This window comes from Streptomyces sp. PTY087I2 (genome assembly GCF_001687325.1).
GTDB lineage: Bacteria > Actinomycetota > Actinomycetes > Streptomycetales > Streptomycetaceae > Streptomyces.
The window spans coordinates 83,978-103,542 of the sequence record NZ_LZRD01000014.1; the positions used below are offsets into that span (position 1 = coordinate 83,978).

Here is a 19,565-nt window from a genome sequence, read left to right on the forward strand (position 1 = left end):
CTTACTCTGGGCGCGTGCCAAAGACGAAAAAGGCTAAGCAGGACAAAGCCACGAAGAAGCCGAAGTCGAACAAGCAGGCGTCACAGCCGGAGGCGAACGGACCGGACCCGGCCGACGAGAAGGGCATCGACTTCGCGCGGGCCTGGGTGGAGTTCCCCGACCCGGCCGACGACGAACAGGTCTTCCGCTGCGATCTGACCTGGCTGACGTCCCGTTGGACCTGCATCTTCGGCAGCGGCTGCCAGGGCATCCAGGCGGGCCGCGCCGACGACGGCTGCTGCACGCTGGGCGCGCACTTCTCCGACGAGGACGACGAGAAGCGGGTCGCGGAGCACGTGGCGCGGCTCACGCCGGAGCTGTGGCAGTTCCACGACGTCGGTACGGAGACGGGCTGGGTCGGCGTCGACGAGGACGGCGAGCGGCAGACCCGCCGCTGGGAGGGCTCCTGCATCTTCCAGAACCGGCCGGGGTTCCCCGCCGGGGCGGGCTGCTCGCTGCACATCCTGGCGCTGCGGGAGGGCAAGGAGCCCCTGGAGACCAAGCCGGACGTGTGCTGGCAGCTGCCGGTGCGGCGGACGTACGACTGGATCGACCGGCCCGACGACACCCGGGTGCTCCAGGTGACGATCGGGGAGTACGACCGCCGGGGCTGGGGCCCGGGCGGCCACGACCTGCACTGGTGGTGCACCTCGGCCACCTCGGCGCACGGGGCCGGTGACCCGGTGTACGTGTCCTACCGCCCGGAGCTGATCGAGCTGATGGGCAAGGAGGGCTACGACCGGCTGGTCGAGCTGTGCGAGGAGCGGCTGTCCTCGCTGCTGCCGATGGCCCCGCATCCGGCGGACCCGCCGCTGCCCAAGCCTTCGAAAAAGCGCTGAGGCCCGGCGCCCGCGCCCCGTCGTCCTTCCTCAGTCCGTCGGGGCCGGGTCCGTGGGGCTCGGGTCGGTCGGGTCCGGCGTCGGTTCGGGCGGGTCCGTGGGGTCGGGCGGATCGGTCGGGTCCGGCGGGTCCGTGGGGTCGGTCGGGTCCGGCCCGGGGTCGGTGGGGCCGGGATCGGTCGGGCCCGGATCGGTGGGGCCGGGATCGGTCGGGCCCGGATCGGTCGGACCGGGGTCCGTGGGGCCCGGGTCCGTGGGGCGGGGCGATTCCGTGCCGGGGCGGGTGGGGCGCGGGCCGCCCGTGGTCGGGGCGGCGACCCCGTGACCGTCGATGAGGACGGCGGAGCCCGAGGGGGTCAGCGAGATCCGGGCCCGCCACGGCCCGCCCGGCTGCGCGTCCCGGATCACCGAGACCGCGATCGTCGTGGACTGCCCGGGCGCGAGCGTGCCCGACGTACGGCTGAGGCGCAGCCACGGGGCGTCCGTCGTCGCCGACCAGCCGACCGGCCCCCGGCCGGACGCGGTCAGCGTGATCGTCGTGACCGCCCCGGAGGTCCGGGCCGTCACCGTCAGCCGGGCGTCGCCGTGCTGCGCGCCGCCGGTGCTGACCACCTCGGCGGTGACGTCCGGGATGCGGGCGCCGAAACGGTCGCCGGGGCGGCCGTGGCCGGTGTTCTCGTACGGGGAGTACGGGTCACCGCTCATACCGCCGGCGCCGTCCACCTCCGTGGCGGTGACCGAGGTGCCGTCGTGGCCCTCGCCGGTCTGCGGCGCTCCCCGGTACGCGGCCCAGAGGGCGATCACGGGGGCGGCGACCACCGTCGCGACGACCGTGGTCGTCACGACCCGGGCGCGCAGCCGGTCCCGGCGGGCCGCCTGGTCCTTGGGGTCGAGCGGAAATCCGCTCCGGTCGAAGCGCGGGCCCGCGGCGCGCGAGCGCTGGGCCTGGGCCATCGCGACGTAGACGGAGGGGCGGGGGGCCTCCACGAGGGGCAGGGCCGCGACCGGGGCCAGGGCCGCCCCGGGCCAGGGTCCCGCCGCGTCCGCCCGTTCGGCGGCGCGGCGGCAGCGGGGGCAGTCGTCGACGTGCCGGACGAGCTCGCGGCGCAGGGCGGCGGAGAGCAGCACCTGGTGGTCGCCGGTGAGCCGGGCGACCGTGGGGCAGTCGCCGCCCTCGACGACGGCGAGGGCGGCGCGGGTGCGCTCCACCTCGCAGGCCGCGGCGGCCAGCAGCTCCCGGGCGGTGGCGGGTTCGAGCCCGAGTACGGCGGCGACGGCGCGCGGGGGGAGCCGGTGGCGTACGGCCAGTTCGAGGGCTTCGCGCTGCTCCGGGGTGGTGCCCGCGGCCTCGGGCCAGGCGAGCGTGGCGAGCTCCCGGCGGCGGGCCTCGGCGGCCGGTGACTCGGCGGGGGCGGGGGTGGTGGCGTCCTCGGGGGTGGCGGGCGAGGTCTGCGCGGGGGCGGTGTGCTCCGGCGTGCGCCGGGCGGCGCGCGCCCCTTTGGCGGTCCCGGTCGCACTGCGGTTCTCGCTGCCGGTCTCGGACGCCTTGGCCGTACGCGGTGGCTTGACCGTCCCCGAGGGGCGGCGGTGGGCCTGGCGGCCGCGCCCGCGCTCGGTGAGCGCCCGCAGACAGATCCACCGGGCCAGGGCGTACAGCCAGGATGTACGTTCCTCCTCGGCCGTGGGGCCCCGGGCGTCCTGCCGGTCCGCGATCGCCAGGACGGCGCCGAGCGCCTCGGCGGCCGCGTCGTGATCGCAGAGCACGGAGAGGCAGTACGTGAAGAGGCCGTCGAGATACGGCTCGTAACGTGCGGGCGGTCGCTGTGCCGGGGCGTCGGTTCCTCGGCGGTGCGCCCGGTGTGCGCCGGTGGTGTGTGTCGGGGTCTCCAGCCTGCTGCTCGTCACCCGGCGACCGTAGGCAACGGAGCGCACGCCTCAAGTGCCCCTTGCGTACTTTTAATCCTTACGGGTGAACGTATCCCTCGAAAGAGTTGTGAAAGCGGACAGAGATCACGGATTCCGCCCGTAGTGCTCCGGAGTGCTTCCGTGCGCCCCTGCGCGCGGCGGGGCAGTGCGTGCCGACCGCCCGGGCGGCGTTGTCGTACCCCACCGATACGGTGACGCCATGGCTGCCCGTACGAAATCCGCGAAGGACCGGCCGTCCTACCGCTGCACCGAATGCGGCTGGACGACCGCCAAATGGCTCGGCCGTTGCCCCGAGTGCCAGGCGTGGGGGACGGTCGAGGAGTTCGGCGGCGCGCCCGCCGTGCGCACGACCGCCGCCGGCCGGGTCTCCACCGCCGCGCTGCCGATCGGCCAGGTCGACAGCCGTACGGCCACGGCCCGGTCCACCGGCGTCGGCGAGCTGGACCGGGTGCTGGGCGGCGGGCTCGTGCCGGGCGCGGTCGTGCTGCTGGCCGGTGAGCCGGGCGTCGGCAAGTCGACGCTGCTGCTGGACGTGGCGGCCAAGGCAGCGAGCGACGACCACCGCACGCTCTATGTGACCGCCGAGGAGTCCGCGAGCCAGGTCCGGCTGCGGGCCGACCGGATCAAGGCGATCAACGACCACCTCTACCTCGCGGCGGAGACCGATCTGTCGGCGGTGCTCGCGCATCTGGACGAGGTGAAGCCGTCGCTGCTGATCCTGGACTCGGTGCAGACGGTCGCCTCGCCCGAGATCGACGGCGCGCCCGGCGGGATGGCCCAGGTCCGGGAGGTCGCCGGGGCACTGATCCGGGCGTCCAAGGAGCGCGGGATGGCCACGCTGCTGGTCGGCCATGTGACGAAGGACGGCGCGATCGCCGGGCCCCGGCTGCTGGAGCACCTGGTGGACGTGGTGCTGTCCTTCGAGGGCGACCGGCACGCCCGGCTGCGGCTGGTGCGCGGCGTCAAGAACCGTTATGGGGCGACCGACGAGGTCGGCTGCTTCGAGCTCCACGACGAGGGCATCACCGGTCTCGCCGACCCCTCGGGCCTCTTCCTGACCCGCCGCGACGTGGCGGTCCCGGGCACGTGCCTCACGGTGACGCTGGAGGGCAAGCGGCCGCTGGTCGCCGAGGTGCAGGCGCTCACCGTCGACTCGCAGATCCCCTCGCCCCGGCGCACGACCTCCGGTCTGGAGACCTCCCGGGTCTCGATGATGCTCGCCGTGCTGGAGCAGCGGGGCCGGATCAGCGCGCTCGGCAAGCGCGACATCTACAGCGCGACGGTGGGCGGCGTGAAGCTCACGGAGCCCGCCGCGGACCTGGCGGTCGCGCTCGCGCTGGCCAGCGCGGCCAGCGACACCCCGCTCCCGAAGAACCTGGTCGCGATCGGCGAAGTGGGGCTCGCGGGCGAGGTCAGAAGGGTCACCGGGGTGCAGAGAAGGCTGGCCGAGGCACACCGTCTGGGCTTCACGCACGCCCTCGTACCGACCGACCCGGGGAGGGTCCCGGCCGGTATGAAGGTCACGGAAGTCGCCGACATGGGCGACGCTCTGCGGGTCCTCCCGCGCCGCTCTCGCCAGGAGGCACCACAGGAGGACAACGCGCGCCGGTAGACTTTGCCCTGGTCTCGCCCGCCCGTGGACACGGCATGGGGGACGCACGGGCACCGCAAACCTGTGACCGGAGGAGTGCAGTGGCAGCCAACGACCGGGCGACGACGCCCGGAAAGTCCGGCCAAGGCACCGGTAACGAGGCGCTGATGCGCGCCTCGCTGAGCGCGGTCGCGCCCGGTATGGCCCTGCGGGACGGCCTGGAGCGCATTCTCCGCGGCAATACCGGTGGCCTGATCGTGCTGGGCATGGACCGGACCGTCGAGTCGATGTGCACCGGCGGATTCGTGCTGGACGTGGAGTTCACGGCGACGCGCCTGCGTGAGCTGTGCAAGCTCGACGGGGCGCTGATCCTCGACAAGGACATGACCAAGATCCTGCGGGCCGGGGTGCAGCTGGTCCCGGACGCGTCGATCCCCACGGAGGAGACGGGCACCCGGCACCGCACGGCGGACCGGGTCTCCAAGGCGTGCGGCTTCCCCGTCGTCTCGGTCTCCCAGTCGATGCGGCTGATCGCGCTGTACGTGGACGGGGAGCGGCGGGTCCTGGAGGAGTCCTCCGCGATCCTGTCCCGGGCGAATCAGGCGCTCGCCACGCTGGAACGGTACAAGCTCCGCCTCGACGAGGTCGCGGGCACGCTGTCCGCGCTGGAGATCGAGGACCTGGTCACCGTCCGGGACGTGACGGCGGTGGCGCAGCGGCTGGAGATGGTGCGGCGGATCGCGACGGAGATCGCGGAGTACGTGGTCGAGCTCGGCACCGACGGGCGGCTGCTCTCGCTCCAGCTGGACGAGCTGATCGCGGGTGTCGAGCCGGAGCGGGAGCTGGTCGTCCGGGATTACGTCCCCGAGCCGACGGCGAAACGGTCGCGCACGGTGGCGGAGGCGCTGACGGAGCTGGACTCCCTGAGCCACACGGAGCTGCTGGAGCTGCCGGTGGTGGCGCGGGCGCTGGGCTACAGCGGCTCGCCGGAGACGCTGGACTCGGCGGTGTCGCCGCGGGGCTTCCGGCTGCTGGCGAAGGTGCCGCGGTTGCCGGGGGCGATCATTGAGCGGCTGGTGGAGCACTTCGGTGGTCTTCAGAAGCTTCTTGCCGCCAGCGTGGATGATCTCCAGACGGTGGACGGCGTGGGCGAGGCCCGGGCCCGGAGTGTCCGCGAGGGCCTGTCGCGCCTGGCAGAGTCGTCAATCCTGGAACGCTACGTCTGACCTATCAAGCCCGTCCGGCGTTTGAGGACGGAACCCTGCTGCCCGGCGGGCGGTGCGTATACGGGCCGGCCCGGGCCGCCTCAAGCCCGTCCGGCGATTGAGGACGGAACCCTGCTCCCCGGCGGGCGGTGGCTTTACGGGCCGGCCCGGACCCATGGGTGCCTCGCTCGTCCGCGTGAACGGTTCCGTCCTCAATCGCCGGACGGGCTGGAGATGGGCTCGCCCGACCCCGTGAGCTCAGCGCACGACCACGTCGACGGTTCCGTCCTCAAGCGCCGGACGGGCTGGAAGCGTCGCCGGACGGGCTGGGACACGGGCCATCAGTCCTTGGCGAGGACGAACGACGCTCGCTGGACCGGCTCGCCGGGGGCCTTCGCCTCCAGGAGGTACGTTCCCGGGCCCGCCTTCCCCGACGGCGGCGTCGCGCACCCGGGCGCGGACAGGGTGCGGTTCCAGGACACCGTGTGGATCACCGTCGCCCCCGCCGGCACCTTCAGGAACAGCGGGCCCGCCGAAGCCGGGCAGTCCTTCGAGGACCAGATCGGGTCGTCGTCCTCGCCCCCCGCCTCCGTCACCGTGAGCACCGCGTTCTTCGGCCCGAAGTCCGCCTTGCACGTGGTCGACGAGGTGTTCTTGGCGATCAGTTCGAACTTCGGCTTGTCGTCGGGGCCGTAACTGACCTTCGTCCGCAGGCTCAACTGCACGGCCGCGGGCTTGCACTCGGGGAGCGGGGACCCCGCCGGGACCTGCTGGCCCGCGCTGCCGCCACCGCCCGAACCGGCCGAGCCCGCACCGGACGAGTCGCCAGAACCCGTATCCGTACCGCCTGTTGACGAGCCGTCGGACGAACCGCCCGAGGACTCACCCGAGCCGTCGGAGCCGCCCGAACCGCCCGAGGCGTCCTCGTCGTCCGACTCGTCGCGGCCGCCCGGCTGTTGGCTGATCGCGGGGCCGGAGCTGCCCGGGCCGGGGGTGATCGACTCGACCGGGGCGGAGCCGCCGGGCTTGGCGTCGTCCTTGCCGCCTCCACCGCCGCCGCCGGACGTCACCGCCCAGGCGATCAGCGCGGCGAGCAGCGCAACCAGAAGTCCCGCTACCGCCCTTCGTCGCCAGTAGATGCTGGAGGGAAGCGGACCGACCGGATTGCGCATAGATCCCACGGGCGGAACTCTACGAGAGATCCGGACCGAGTCCGGCCCCACCCGCCGCTCCGCTCACAAGTTTTGCCGATCATCATCATGGGAAGAGGGCCGCGACCGGGTCACAGGGGACAGAACGGGTGGCGTTGTCACCCCCTGGGCCCGCCGCGCGGGCCGACACCCCCGCGCGCGTGACACCCGCCCCGCCTTCCGTGCCAGGATCGTCAGTGCCATGACTGCCATGACTTCCCCCTCACCCCAGACGCCCCCCGCCGCCGCCTCCCTCCACACCCCCGTCATCGGGTGGTTCGAGCAGCACGCCCGCGATCTGCCCTGGCGCCGCCCCGAAGCGGGCGCCTGGGGCGTGATGGTCAGCGAGTTCATGCTCCAGCAGACCCCGGTGAGCCGGGTCCTCCCGGTGTACGAACAGTGGCTCGCCCGCTGGCCCCGCCCCGCCGACCTGGCCGCCGAGGCGCCCGGTGAGGCGGTCCGGGCCTGGGGCCGGCTCGGCTACCCGCGCCGCGCGCTGCGGCTGCACGGGGCCGCGCAGGCGATAACGGAACGGCACGGCGGTGACGTACCGAGCGAGCACGCCCAGCTGCTGGCGCTGCCCGGGATCGGCGAGTACACGGCGGCGGCCGTGGCCTCGTTCGCGTACGGACAGCGGCACGCGGTGCTCGACACGAACGTCCGCCGGGTGTTCGCCCGCGCCGCGACCGGGGTCCAGTACCCGCCGAACGCGACGACGGCCGCCGAACGCAAGCTCGCCCGGGCGCTGCTCCCCGACGAGGACGAGCGGGCGGCGAAGTGGGCGGCGGCCACGATGGAGCTGGGCGCCCTCGTGTGCACCGCGCGCAACGAGGACTGCGACCGGTGCCCGATCGCCTCGCGGTGTGCCTGGCGGCTGGCCGGGAAGCCCGCGCACGAAGGCCCGCCGCGCAAGGGACAGACGTACGCCGGTACCGACCGCCAGGTGCGCGGCCGGCTGCTGGCGGTGTTGCGGGACGCGGTCAACCCCGTACCGCAGGCCGCCCTGGACGCGGTGTGGGAGGAGCCGGTGCAGCGGGCCCGGGCGCTGGACGGGCTGGTCGCGGACGGGCTCGTCGAGCCGCTGGCCGACGGGCGGTACCGGCTGCCGCTGACCTGATCCCGCCGCCGTCCCCGGGCCCCGGCCCCGCACTGTTACACAACCGATGGGCAGCCGTGCACCGGCCTACGGCTGCTCCGCACATCGCCGTGACAACGCCTCCGTAGCGTCTGGGACAGCAGTGACCACGGGGATTGATCGGGGACGGAGGCGGTTGTCATGGCGCAGGGCGAGGTGCTCGCGTTCGAGGACTACGTACGCACACGGCAGGACGCGCTGCTGCGCAGCGCACGCCGCCTGGTCCCCGACCCCGTCGACGCCCAGGACCTGCTCCAGACCGCCCTGGTGCGCACGTACGGCCGCTGGGACGGCATCGCGGACAAGTCCCTGGCCGACGCCTATCTGCGCCGCGTCATGATCAACACCCGTACGGAGTGGTGGCGGGCGCGCAAGCTCGAAGAGGTCCCGACCGAGCAGCTGCCCGACGCGAGCGTCGACGACGGCAGCGAGCAGCGCGCCGACCGCGCCCTGCTGATGGACATCCTCGGGATTCTGGCTCCGAAGCAGCGCAGCGTCGTCGTGCTGCGACACTGGGAGCAGATGAGCACGGAGGAGACGGCCGCGGCGCTCGGCATGTCGGCCGGTACGGTCAAGAGCACGCTGCACCGGGCCCTGGCGCGGCTGCGCCAGGAGCTGGAGAGCCGCGAGCTGGACAGCCGCGAGGCGGTCGCCCGGGAGCACCGGGGCCACCGGGGCGTGGCGCCGGCCGCCTCCGCCCGTGTCCCCGCCCAGCGGTCGCCGCTCACGTCGGTGCCGGGGGCGAAGGCACACACACCGGCGCAGCGCAACGGGCGTCACGACGAGCGGGGGATGGAGCGGTGCGCGGCCTGAGTGGCAGCAGCGGTGGGGGTGGCGGCCTCGGGGACGGCGACGGGCCGGGGAGACCGGTCCGGAGCCGGAGATTCCGGGGCGGTACGGCGGCGAGTGGCACGGCCTTGGCCGGACTCGTCGCCTTCGGGCTGTTCGGCGTCGGCTGCTCCTCGGGCGGCACCGGCACCCGCGACGAGGGTCCCGCCGGCAGTCAGCCGATCGCCCAGATCACCCCGCGGCCCAGCCCGTCCGGCACGACCCCGCCCGTGCGGCGCGTCGACGCCGTACGGCTGCTGAAGAGCGACCCCAAGGTGGGCGAGCGGGTCCGGGAGGGGCTCAGGCCCTGCGCGGGCAAGGCCTACCCGATCGACACGTCGTACGGGTCGATGACCGGCGGCCGGACCGCCGACGTGGTGGTCAACGTGATGAGCTGCGCCGACTCGGTGAGCGTCGGGACGTATGTGTACCGGGCGGACGACGACGGCTCGTACAAGAACGTCTTCACGGCCGAGGTCCCCGCCGTCTACGGGACGATCGACCGGGGCGATCTGGTGGTGACGACCCAGGTCTACGGTTCGAAGGATCCGCTGGCGTCCCCGTCCGGCTCGGAGGTGGTCACCTACCGTTGGGCGAGCGACCGCTTCACCGAGCACGACCGGGTGCACAACGACTTCAGCCGGGCCGTCGAGGGCTCGGACGGCGAGCTGCCCGTACAGGCGGAACCGCTGGAGACGGATCCGGCCGACGAACCGGCGCGGCCGGACAGGAACTGACACCGGCAGGAATCCGGCACCGGACGGGAACGACGCCGCGCCGGTGGAACCGGGCGGGAACGGAAAGCGAGACGCAGCCCCATGGCCGAGACCCACGTCCTCTTCGTCGAGGACGACGACGTGATCCGCGAGGCCACCCAGCTCGCCCTGGAGCGGGTCGGCTTCACGGTCACCGCGATGCCCGACGGGCTCTCCGGTCTGGAGGCGTTCCGCGCCGACCGGCCGGACATCGCCCTGCTCGACGTGATGGTGCCGGGCCTGGACGGGGTGAGCCTGTGCCGCCGCATCCGGGACGAGTCGACCGTACCGGTGATCATGCTCTCCGCGCGGGCCGACTCGATCGACGTGGTGCTCGGCCTGGAGGCCGGAGCCGACGACTACGTGACCAAGCCCTTCGACGGGGCGGTCCTGGTCGCCCGCATCCGGGCGGTGCTGCGCCGCTTCGGCCACGCGGCCGGACCGGACGGCGCGCATCCGGGCGGTACGGAGACGGCGGACGAGGCGCTCGGCGGGGTGCTGGTCTTCGGCGATCTGGAGGTCGACACGGACGGCATGGAGGTGCGGCGCGCCGGTGAGCAGGTGGCGCTGACGCCCACCGAGATGCGGCTGCTGCTGGAGTTCTCGTCCGCGCCGGGCACGGTCCTGTCCCGCGACCGGCTCCTGGAGCGGGTCTGGGACTACGGCTGGGGCGGGGACACCCGGGTCGTGGACGTCCATGTCCAGCGGCTGCGCACCAAGATCGGCCAGGACCGGATCGACACGGTCCGCGGCTTCGGCTACAAGCTGCGCGGATGAGGCGGGCGCAGCCGATGAGACGGGCGCAGCGGGTGAAGCGGGCAGGGGTGGGGCGGGCACGGGTGGAGCGGCCGGTGGTGGGTCCATGAAGCGGCTGGCCCTGCGGACCGGTGTCCGCTGGAAGATCAGCATCGCCATCGCGGCGGTCGGCGCGCTCATCGCGGTGGCGCTGAGCCTCGTGGTGCACAACGCGGCCCGCGTCTCGATGATCGAGAACGCCCGCGAGGTGCAGCTGGAGCGGCTGCTGGGCGCCCAGCGCTTCTACGAGGCGACGAGCATGCAGAAGGGCGGCCCGAAGTTCGGGGCGAAGCTCAACGACCCGGCGATCCCGCAGAGCCTGCGCGACGAGGTCCGCAAGAACCGCCGGGCCACCCATGTCGAGCAGGGCGCCGACGGGGCCCCCGAGGTCTGGGCGGCGGTGCCGCTGGCGGGCGGCAACGTGCTGTCGCTGCACACCCGGTTCGCGGACCGCTCCGCCACGATCATGAACGATCTGGACCGGGCCCTGATCATCGGCTCGGTCTCGGTGGTCTTCGGCGGCTGCGCGCTCGGGGTGCTCATCGGCGGCCAGCTCTCGCGCCGGCTGCGGAAGGCGGCGGCCGCGGCGGGCCGGGTCGCCCAGGGGCAGACGGACGTACGGGTCAGGGAGGCCGTCGGCGGGGTCGTCCGCGACGAGACGGACGAGCTGGCGCGGGCGGTCGACGCGCTGACCGACGCGCTGAACGAGCGGATCGAGGCGGAGCGCCGGGTCACCGCGGACATCGCCCATGAGCTGCGTACCCCGGTGACCGGGCTGCTCACGGCGGCCGAGCTGCTGCCGCCGGGCCGCCCCACCGAGCTGGTACGGGACCGGGCCCAGGCGATGCGGACGCTGGTCGAGGACGTCCTTGAGGTGGCCCGCCTGGACAGCGCTTCGGAGCGGGCGGAGCTTCAGGAGCTGCCGCTCGGGGAGTTCGTCAGCCGGCGGATCGGGCTGCTGGACCCCGATGTGACCGTGCGGGTGATCCATGAGTCGTGGGTCTCCACCGATCCGCGCCGGCTGGAGCGCATCCTCGGCAATCTCCTGGGGAACGCCGCCAAGCACGGCTCCACCCCGGTGGAGGTCTCGGTCGAGGGCCGGGTGGTCCGGGTCCGCGACCACGGTCCGGGGTTCCCGGAGGAGCTGCTGCGGGACGGGCCGAGCCGGTTCCGTACCGGAAGCATGGACCGGGCCGGGCACGGGCACGGTCTTGGTCTGACGATCGCGGCGGGCCAGGCGCGGGTGCTCGGGGCCCGGCTGACGTTCCGGAACGCGGCGCCCTCGGGTGCGGCAGAGGGCACGGGCGGGGCGATCGCGGTGCTGTGGCTGCCGGAGCACGCGCCGACGGTGACGGGGAGCTTTCCGGTGCTGCGGATGGCGGACCAGCGGCAGCCGTCGGACTGAGCGGCACGGCTCCCGGGTCCTCGGGAACGCCGACGGCGACCCCGAGGAGTGAGCCGTGAGGCTGTCCTCGACGTCGCCGTCGGTCGGGTGACCCGGGCGCACGCCCCGGGTACCGGGGTGTAACGGGTCCACTGAACGCTCTTCGGTTGTGCTGCGCGGCCGGCCGGGTGGCGGGGCTCGGCTGACGCCGGGCGCTTACGGCTGTCCGGTCCGGGGCCGCGCGGTTACGCCGCGCCGGATCAGATGGAGACGTGCACCGAGCGGAGGAACGCGGCCGGGTTCAGCGCCGAGCCGTAGTTCGGGGTGGTGCGGATCTCGAAGTGCAGGTGCGGGCCGCTGGAGTTGCCGGTGTTGCCGGACAGGGCGATCTTCTGGCCCGTCTTGACCTTCTGGCCGATCTTGACGTTGACCTTCGACAGGTGCGCGTACTGCGAGTACTTGCCGTTGGAGTGCTTGATCACGATGGCGTTGCCGTACGCGGGGCCGTCACCGGCGCCGTTCGGGCCGGCCTTCACGACGGTGCCGGTGTGGACGGCCGAGACCGGGGTGCCGATCGGCACGGCGAAGTCCTGGCCGGAGTGCTTGGCGGCCCAGCGGGCGCCGCCGGTGCCGTAGCTGGCGGTCAGCGTGTACTTCTTGACCGGGGTCTTCCAGGAGGCGGCGTTCTTCTTCGCGGCCTTCTTCTTGTCCTCGGCCTTCTTCTTGGCGTCGGACGCCTTCTTCGCGGTGGCCTTCTTGGCCGCGTCCGCGGCCTTGGCCTGCGAGGCCGCCTGCTGGGCGACCGAGTCGGCCGTGGTGGCCGCGGCAAGGGGGGCAGCGGCGGTGGAGCCGCTGGAGGCGAACGCCGTTCCGGCACTCAGCACCACGGACGCCCCCAGGCCGGCGGCCAGGACGGCGCCACGGACGCGGAAGGCGGACGGGCGGATGGTGTGCTGGTTCGTTGCGCGCTTCATACGAGGAAGTCCTCCGAAGGTGAGTGGACCCGGCGTGCTGTCCGGGCTTGCTCAACCTTGGTAACCCGCACCCCGGCCGATGCTCAAACACCCCATCTACGAAGAAAAGCCGTAGAGAGGGTGGGGGGAATTGACCGAGGTTGTCCCTCCGTGAGGGGTCGGCGCGGTCGACGAAATCCCTCGCGCGAAAGGCGTTTAACGCCTGTTCCATGGGCCCTTTTCCGGACATGGCACCGCGAAACGGCCGTATCGCCCAGAACCTCGGAAGGGCCTGGCGACGCCGGGCCGAAGGTCCCGCGGCCGATCACGGCCCCTTCTACGGTGCCGGGTAGTAGGCCTGTTTCGGCCTGTGCGCCTTGTCACCGCCGGTGGGACCTAAGTCCTTCCGATTCGGGACCTTCGGCCCGCTACTTCACTACGCTGACGGGAAAGCGGCACCGCGCTCCGGGGGACCCCAATGACGGCCGATTCACCCCTGACCCCGCGCGACGCCGTGACGGGCGAGGCGTGGGAGATCGGGACGGAGGGCGACGGGTCGACGGCGGGGTTCGGTGGCGGTCCTGGTGACGGCGCGAGGCCTGACGGCTCCACGGCGGGCTTCGACGGTGGAGCCGGGCAGCGGTGACCGTGGCACCGTCGAGCAGGTGCGCCCGGTCCCGCCGGTGCGGTCCGGCGTGATCGACACCCGCCAGGCGACACCCGGCTGCGAGATCACCGGCTTCCCGCGCGTCCAGCGGTACGGCCCCGACCGGCGGCTGGAGGCGGACCGGTACACGGCGACGGTCCCACCCGTGGCGGGCCGGCTCCGCGACCTGCTGGTCTGCGAACTGGACGGCCCGCCGCCCGCCCCGGGTGCTGCTCCGCGGCGACGCGGGCGCGGACAAGACGACGCTGCTGTGGTGGCTGGCCGCGCACGCCTCGGCCCGCACCTTGAGCGACGCGCTGGCCCCGCTGAACGACCTGGTCCCCTTTGTGGTGCCCCTGCGCACACTGCGGGCCCGCGGCATGGCGTTCCCGGGCCCGGCGGAGCTGTCCGGTGCGGCGGGGCCGGTGGTTGATACGGCCCCGGAGGGCTGGGCGGGCCGGGTCCTGGAGTCGGGCCGGGCACTCCTGCCGGCGGCGGGGCACTGCGGACGGCGGGAGCTGGCCGCGCTGGTGAGCGGGCTACTGGACGCGGGGCAACAGCTCGGGGCGGGGACGGTCGGGCGCACCGATCTCCATAGGCTCGCCGAACCTCCGTCACCTGCCGAGACTGCGAGTCCGCGGGCCCGGTTCCCTCCGTCGAGCACCTCACGCTCGACGGAGGGAACCGTGCAGGACGCCGAAAAGGGGCTGCCCCGGACCGGTACGGATACCGGTTCCGGGGCAGCCCCTCAGCTGTGCGCCACGTGCGCTACCTGCGCGTCACGCGTCCTTCGTCAGGTTCGGGCCGGCGCCGCCTGCCGCCTGCTCGATCGGGGGGACGTCGGGCAGAGCCGACTTCTCCTCGCCGCGGAAGGTGAACGTCTTGTCGTCACCCTCGCCCTCCGTGCCCACGACCACGATGTGGCCGGGACGCAGCTCGCCGAAGAGGATCTTCTCGGAGAGGACGTCCTCGATCTGCCGCTGGATCGTCCGGCGCAGCGGCCGGGCGCCCATCACGGGGTCGTAGCCCTTCTTCGCGAGCAGCGTCTTGGCCTCGGCGCTGAGCTCGATGCCCATGTCGCGGTCCTTGAGACGCTCGTCGACCTTGGCGAGCATGAGGTCGACGATCTGGATGATGTCTTCCTCGGTCAGCTGGTGGAAGACCACCGTGTCGTCGACACGGTTGAGGAATTCCGGCCGGAAGTGCTGCTTGAGCTCTTCGTTGACCTTGACCTTCATGCGCTCGTAGTTGGTCTTGACGTCGCCCTGGGCGGCGAAGCCCAGGTTGAAGCCCTTGGAGATGTCCCGGGTCCCGAGGTTGGTCGTCATGATGATGACCGTGTTCTTGAAGTCCACGACCCGGCCCTGGGAGTCGGTCAGGCGACCGTCCTCCAGAATCTGGAGCAGGGAATTGAAGATATCGGGGTGGGCCTTCTCGACCTCGTCGAAGAGGACGACGGAGAACGGCTTGCGGCGCACCTTCTCGGTGAGCTGGCCGCCCTCCTCGTAGCCCACGTAACCGGGGGGCGAACCGAAGAGGCGGGAAACCGTGTGCTTCTCGCTGAACTCCGACATGTCGAGGGAGATCAGCGCGTCCTCGTCGCCGAAGAGGAATTCGGCGAGCGTCTTGGACAGCTCCGTCTTACCGACACCGGACGGGCCGGCGAAGATGAACGAGCCACCGGGGCGCTTCGGGTCCTTCAGACCGGCTCGCGTACGGCGGATCGCCTGCGAGAGGGCCTTGATGGCGTCCTTCTGGCCGATGACGCGCTTGTGGAGCTCGTCCTCCATGCGCAGCAGACGCGAGGACTCCTCCTCCGTCAGCTTGAAGACCGGGATACCGGTGGCGGTGGCCAGGACTTCGGCGATCAGCTCGCCGTCGACCTCGGCGACGACGTCCATGTCGCCGGCCTTCCACTCCTTCTCCCGCTTGGCCTTCGCCGCCAGCAGCTGCTTCTCCTTGTCGCGGAGGGAAGCCGCCTTCTCGAAGTCCTGGGAGTCGATGGCCGACTCCTTGTCGCGGCGGACACCCGCGATCTTCTCGTCGAACTCGCGGAGGTCCGGCGGCGCGGTCATCCGGCGGATGCGCATCCGGGAACCGGCCTCGTCGATCAGGTCGATCGCCTTGTCCGGCAGGAAGCGGTCCGAGATGTACCGGTCGGCCAGGGTCGCGGCCTGGACGAGGGCCTCGTCCGTGATGGAGACCCGGTGGTGGGCCTCGTAACGGTCGCGCAGACCCTTGAGGATCTCGATGGTGTGCGGCAGCGACGGCTCCGCGACCTGGATGGGCTGGAAGCGGCGCTCGAGAGCGGCGTCCTTCTCCAGGTGCTTGCGGTACTCGTCGAGCGTGGTGGCGCCGATGGTCTGGAGCTCGCCTCGCGCCAGCATGGGCTTGAGGATGCTCGCCGCGTCGATCGCGCCCTCGGCGGCGCCCGCACCGACCAGCGTGTGGAGCTCGTCGATGAACAGGATGATGTCGCCGCGGGTGCGGATCTCCTTGAGGACCTTCTTCAGGCGCTCCTCGAAGTCACCCCGGTACCGCGAACCGGCGACCAGGGCGCCGAGGTCCAGGGTGTAGAGGTGCTTGTCCTTGAGGGTCTCGGGCACCTCGCCCTTGACGATCGCCTGGGCCAGGCCCTCGACGACGGCGGTCTTGCCGACACCGGGCTCGCCGATGAGGACGGGGTTGTTCTTCGTCCGGCGGGACAGCACCTGCATGACCCGCTCGATCTCCTTCTCGCGCCCGATGACCGGGTCGAGCTTGGACTCACGAGCGGCCTGGGTGAGATTCCGGCCGAACTGGTCGAGCACCAGGGACGTGGAGGGCGTGCCCTCGGCGGGGCCGCCCGCGGCCGCCGTCTCCTTGCCGCCCGAGTACCCGGAAAGCAGCTGGATGACCTGCTGCCGGACCCGGTTCAGGTCGGCGCCCAGCTTCACGAGGACCTGGGCGGCGACGCCCTCGCCCTCGCGGATCAGGCCGAGCAGGATGTGCTCGGTGCCGATGTAGTTGTGGCCCAGCTGAAGGGCCTCGCGGAGCGACAGCTCCAGGACCTTCTTGGCTCGCGGGGTGAAGGGGATGTGCCCGGACGGAGCCTGCTGCCCCTGCCCGATGATCTCCTCCACCTGCTGGCGGACCGCCTCGAGCGAAATCCCGAGGCTCTCCAGGGCCTTAGCGGCGACACCCTCACCCTCGTGGATCAGGCCCAGGAGGATGTGCTCGGTGCCGATGTAGTTGTGGTTGAGCATCCGGGCTTCTTCCTGAGCCAGGACGACAACCCGCCGCGCGCGGTCGGTGAACCTCTCGAACATCGTTAATCGCTCCTCAGAGCGGTCGGTCAGTGAGGGGTCGGTCCCCTCCCAGTCCTTCCGCATGCTAGTCCCGCAGGACGGGACAGCTCATTCCAACTGCCGACATCCGTCCGGATCACCCCGCGCCGGGCGGGGATTCTTACTGCCGAACAGCTGACAACTGCTCCAACCCGATGGTGCGAGACGATGTTCCCGCAGGCCAGGCAGATACCCCTTTCGCCAGTACGCCGATGGCGAACGTGAGACGCCTCGGCCAGCGTGTCGCCCCTTCCCACTAGGAAAGTCTTACCCGCAATCACTGACAGTCCATGCGGCGCGCCCCGGTTCCCTCCGCTACGGGCGAACATCCTTGCGCCGCGACACGCTCCCGAGCGCCCCCTCAGCGGGGACACGGTGTGATCGCGCGCGGACGTTGCGTAACTTCGCGGGCGGTTCGGCGGTTCATCGGACATGACCCGCACCGTCCCGCAGCCCCGGTCCTCGCCCGATCCCGCTCCGGGTTCCGCCGACGCCGCTCTCGCCCGGCGGTACGCGCGGGAGCTGGGCTGGGCCACCGCGGGGCACGATCCGCTGCGGCTGCTCGCCGGGGAGTCCTTCGATGTGCTGGAGCTGCCCGCCGAGGCCGGTCACGCCGTGCTGCGGCGCGGGGTGCGCACCGGCCCGGTCCTGCTGTCCGGTACGCGGATGGGGCTGCTGGTCGCCGCGGGCGGCGCCGATGAGCTGCCGGGGCTGCTCGACTGGCTGGAGTGGGGTCCGCTCGCGCCGGACCTGACCGCCGTGGGCGCGGGTGGCCGGATCACGGCCCCGCCCCTCCCCGGCTTCCCGGGGGGCGCGGCGAAGGGCTCGACGGGGGCCGCTGTCTGGCTGCGGCCCCCAGAGCCGAGGCGTGCGCCCGAGCTGGCACTGCCGGCCCTCGCAGGCTTCGGGAGCAGCGGTGGGGATGCCCCCGATCTCGTACGCCTGGTGGACGCGGCGGCCACGGAATGCCATCGGGTCCGGTTGTCACACGCCCGGTCCGGCGTGCCGACGGGGGTGCTGACAAGGGGTTCGGCCGGTCAGCCGTTGGCCTTCTCGTAAGCCTCGCGGATCTCGGCGGGAACGCGGCCGCGGTCATTCACATTGTGGCCGTTCTCCCGGGCCCACCGGCGGATTTCCGCGGTGTCCTTGTTACCGCCGGCGGCGGCGCGGCCCTTGCCGCGGCCCGTGGCGGCACGGCCACCGGTGCGACGTCCACCCTTGGTGTAGGGCTCGAGAAGGCCGCGAAGCTTGTCCGCGTTGGCCGTGGTGAGGTCGATCTCGTACGTCTTGCCGTCGAGGGCGAACGTGACGGTCTCGTCAGCCTCGACACCGTCGAGGTCATCGACAAGAAGGACCTGAACCTTCTGTGCCACGGGATTTCCTTTCATCGAAAATGGAGTACGCGGAAAGGAAACCGCTTTTCCCCGGAAAACACAAACCCTCGGGAGAGGTTCAGCAGCCCGGGAAGACGGGAAACATGCGCGATTCGGACATAGGGATGCAGGTCCTTCTACAGATCACAGGTGCAGAAGCATCCGGCTGTTGCCCAAGGTGTTCGGCTTCACTCGTTCGAGACCGAGGAACTCCGCGACACCCTCGTCGTAGGAACGCAGCAGCTCACTGTAGACATCGGTGTCGACGGGCGTCTCCCCGATCTCGACGAAGCCGTGCTTGGCGAAGAAGTCCACTTCGAAGGTGAGACAGAAAACCCTGCGGACACCGAGCCATCGAGCGGTCTGCAAGAGCTTCTCCAGCACGTGATGCCCGACTCCCGCGCCCTTCATGCGGCGGTCGACGGCAAGGGTCCGCACTTCCGCCAGGTCTTCCCACATGACATGAAGTGCGCCGCAGCCGATGACGGTCGCGTCCTCGTCGCGTTCCGCGACCCAGAACTCCTGGATGTCCTCGTAAAGGGTGACGGTCGCTTTGTCGAGCAGGATGCCCCCGGACACGTACCCGTCGAGGAGTCGGCGAACCGCCCCGACATCACTCGTCCTGGCCCGCCGGACGGTGATGGCGGGCTTATTTACCGACGGGTCGGTATGGAGTTCGGTATCCGGATCGCTTTGCGGCTGCTCTGAGGACATGCCCCCGACGCTATCGCCCGCTCTCCGGCGTCGCGCCATCGGTCGGGTCGTCTTCTCCGGCGGCGTCGGCGGTCGGTTCCGCCTGGTCGCCCGGGGTGGATTCGGCGGTCGGGCCGGGGGCGGTTTCCGTGGGATTGGGGGAAACCATACGAACGGCGTCCTGGAGCGCTTCGCGCTGCTCGGCGGACATCATGCCGAAGAACGCGACAAGCGCTGCGGCGGGGTTGTCGCTCTGTGACCAGGCTTCGTTCATCAGTGCGGCCGAGTAGGCGGCCCTGGTGGAGACGGCCGTATATCGATAGGCGCGGCCGTCGACTTCCCTGCGGACCCAGCCCTTCTGATGGAGATTGTCCATTACCGTCATCACGGTCGTGTAGGCGATGGACCGTTCCTGCTGAAGGTCCTCCAGGACTTCCCGCACCGTGACCGGTCGGTTCCATTGCCAGACGCGCGTCATCACGGCGTCTTCGAGGTCTCCCAATTGACGGGGCACGCGATCACTTTAGTGCTAGATGTCCCGATTGTTCTGCTCTTTGCGCAGCAAAAAGCGCACGGCTCGTGAGAGCCGTGCGCTCGGGGGACACACGCCGGGAGGGCGCGGGGCGGGCGGGGCCGCTCCCGCGATCAGACATTCTCCGGACGAGCGGTCTGCTTTGCGGATTCCGCGCGGGCGATCGCCGCGTCCACCGCGCCGTCCTCCTTGGTCTTGTTCGGACCACCCTGGCTCTTGACGATGATCACGATCAGGGAGATGAAGAAGACGGCCATCACCACGGGCGGCACGAGCGCGGATACGTAGTCCATGCCGTCCAGAGTAGCGAGCCCGGAACGGCCCGACGCGGCGACCTCCCGGTGGAGGACGCCGC

At 71.7% G+C, this 19,565-nt stretch carries 18 protein-coding genes and 1 pseudogene; 11 read left to right on the plus strand and 8 right to left on the minus strand.

Annotation, left to right across the window (positions count from 1 at the left end; genetic code table 11):
* Window positions 1–14: 14 nt before the first annotated feature.
* Window positions 15–878: a hypothetical protein gene (locus A3Q37_RS17200; RefSeq protein WP_065485343.1), complete on the plus strand. Its 864-nt coding sequence runs from the start codon at window positions 15–17 to the stop codon at window positions 876–878.
* 30 nt (window positions 879–908) lie between these two features.
* On the opposite strand, the gene A3Q37_RS17205 is transcribed toward A3Q37_RS17200, so the two are convergent.
* The gene (locus A3Q37_RS17205; RefSeq protein ID WP_065485345.1) at window positions 909–2,783 is read right to left on the minus strand and encodes a BACON domain-containing protein; all 1,875 of its coding nucleotides are present in this window, start codon (window positions 2,781–2,783) and stop codon (window positions 909–911) included.
* Window positions 2,784–3,003: 220 nt separating this feature from the next.
* Here A3Q37_RS17205 and radA point away from each other — a divergent pair, with 220 nt between their 5' ends.
* Both radA and disA read left to right on the plus strand, forming a co-directional pair.
* Entirely contained in the window at window positions 3,004–4,416 is a 1,413-nt protein-coding gene (gene radA, locus A3Q37_RS17210; RefSeq protein WP_065485347.1) for a DNA repair protein RadA, read from the plus strand.
* A gap of 80 nt (window positions 4,417–4,496) precedes the next feature.
* Window positions 4,497–5,621, plus strand: a complete 1,125-nt coding sequence (gene disA / locus A3Q37_RS17215; protein ID WP_006125491.1) for a DNA integrity scanning diadenylate cyclase DisA — start codon at window positions 4,497–4,499, stop codon at window positions 5,619–5,621.
* A gap of 320 nt (window positions 5,622–5,941) precedes the next feature.
* On the opposite strand, the gene A3Q37_RS17220 is transcribed toward disA, so the two are convergent.
* A complete protein-coding gene (locus tag A3Q37_RS17220) occupies window positions 5,942–6,772 on the minus strand; it encodes a hypothetical protein (protein WP_176711442.1) in 831 nt (276 codons plus the stop codon).
* Window positions 6,773–6,992: 220 nt separating this feature from the next.
* On the opposite strand from A3Q37_RS17220, the gene A3Q37_RS17225 reads away from it, so the two are divergent.
* From A3Q37_RS17225 to cseC, 5 genes are all read left to right on the plus strand, one after another.
* Window positions 6,993–7,907, plus strand: a complete 915-nt coding sequence (locus A3Q37_RS17225; RefSeq protein WP_065485349.1) for an A/G-specific adenine glycosylase — start codon at window positions 6,993–6,995, stop codon at window positions 7,905–7,907.
* Between the two features lie 159 nt (window positions 7,908–8,066).
* Window positions 8,067–8,738, plus strand: coding sequence for a SigE family RNA polymerase sigma factor (locus tag A3Q37_RS17230; protein ID WP_065485351.1), 672 nt, complete (start codon window positions 8,067–8,069; stop codon window positions 8,736–8,738).
* A 104-nt stretch (window positions 8,739–8,842) separates the two neighbouring features.
* On the plus strand, window positions 8,843–9,490 hold the full coding sequence (locus A3Q37_RS17235; RefSeq protein ID WP_079137841.1) for a hypothetical protein: 648 nt from the start codon (window positions 8,843–8,845) through the stop codon (window positions 9,488–9,490).
* An 81-nt stretch (window positions 9,491–9,571) separates the two neighbouring features.
* A complete protein-coding gene (cseB, locus tag A3Q37_RS17240) occupies window positions 9,572–10,285 on the plus strand; it encodes a two-component system response regulator CseB (protein ID WP_065485357.1) in 714 nt (237 codons plus the stop codon).
* Window positions 10,286–10,370: 85 nt separating this feature from the next.
* A complete protein-coding gene (cseC, locus tag A3Q37_RS17245) occupies window positions 10,371–11,708 on the plus strand; it encodes a two-component system sensor histidine kinase CseC (RefSeq protein WP_065485359.1) in 1,338 nt (445 codons plus the stop codon).
* 239 nt (window positions 11,709–11,947) lie between these two features.
* On the opposite strand, the gene A3Q37_RS17250 is transcribed toward cseC, so the two are convergent.
* Window positions 11,948–12,661 (minus strand): M23 family metallopeptidase, encoded by a 714-nt coding sequence (locus A3Q37_RS17250; protein ID WP_065485361.1) that lies wholly within the window; start codon window positions 12,659–12,661, stop codon window positions 11,948–11,950.
* 457 nt (window positions 12,662–13,118) lie between these two features.
* On the opposite strand from A3Q37_RS17250, the gene A3Q37_RS37260 reads away from it, so the two are divergent.
* Both A3Q37_RS37260 and A3Q37_RS37835 read left to right on the plus strand, forming a co-directional pair.
* A complete protein-coding gene (locus A3Q37_RS37260; RefSeq protein ID WP_176711436.1) occupies window positions 13,119–13,286 on the plus strand; it encodes a hypothetical protein in 168 nt (55 codons plus the stop codon).
* A gap of 13 nt (window positions 13,287–13,299) precedes the next feature.
* Window positions 13,300–13,774, plus strand: a pseudogene (locus A3Q37_RS37835) (ATP-binding protein); the annotation flags it as partial.
* 291 nt (window positions 13,775–14,065) lie between these two features.
* Here the strand turns inward: A3Q37_RS37835 and A3Q37_RS17255 are convergent.
* Entirely contained in the window at window positions 14,066–16,594 is a 2,529-nt protein-coding gene (locus A3Q37_RS17255; protein WP_065485363.1) for an ATP-dependent Clp protease ATP-binding subunit, read from the minus strand.
* 450 nt (window positions 16,595–17,044) lie between these two features.
* Here A3Q37_RS17255 and A3Q37_RS17260 point away from each other — a divergent pair, with 450 nt between their 5' ends.
* Window positions 17,045–17,671, plus strand: a complete 627-nt coding sequence (locus A3Q37_RS17260) for an SCO3374 family protein (protein WP_065485367.1) — start codon at window positions 17,045–17,047, stop codon at window positions 17,669–17,671.
* Here A3Q37_RS17260 and A3Q37_RS17265 read toward each other — a convergent pair.
* The 4 genes from A3Q37_RS17265 to A3Q37_RS17280 form a co-directional block, all read right to left on the minus strand.
* Window positions 17,650–17,985 (minus strand): Lsr2 family protein, encoded by a 336-nt coding sequence (locus A3Q37_RS17265; protein WP_006125504.1) that lies wholly within the window; start codon window positions 17,983–17,985, stop codon window positions 17,650–17,652. The two genes, A3Q37_RS17260 and A3Q37_RS17265, sit on opposite strands and share 22 nt — an antisense overlap.
* 144 nt (window positions 17,986–18,129) lie before the next feature.
* Window positions 18,130–18,699: an amino-acid N-acetyltransferase gene (locus tag A3Q37_RS17270; RefSeq protein ID WP_065485550.1), complete on the minus strand. Its 570-nt coding sequence runs from the start codon at window positions 18,697–18,699 to the stop codon at window positions 18,130–18,132.
* A 10-nt stretch (window positions 18,700–18,709) separates the two neighbouring features.
* Window positions 18,710–19,192, minus strand: coding sequence for a BlaI/MecI/CopY family transcriptional regulator (locus A3Q37_RS17275; protein WP_079137842.1), 483 nt, complete (start codon window positions 19,190–19,192; stop codon window positions 18,710–18,712).
* A 131-nt stretch (window positions 19,193–19,323) separates the two neighbouring features.
* Entirely contained in the window at window positions 19,324–19,503 is a 180-nt protein-coding gene (locus A3Q37_RS17280) for a hypothetical protein (RefSeq protein WP_065485372.1), read from the minus strand.
* Between the last annotated feature and the right edge of the window lie 62 nt (window positions 19,504–19,565).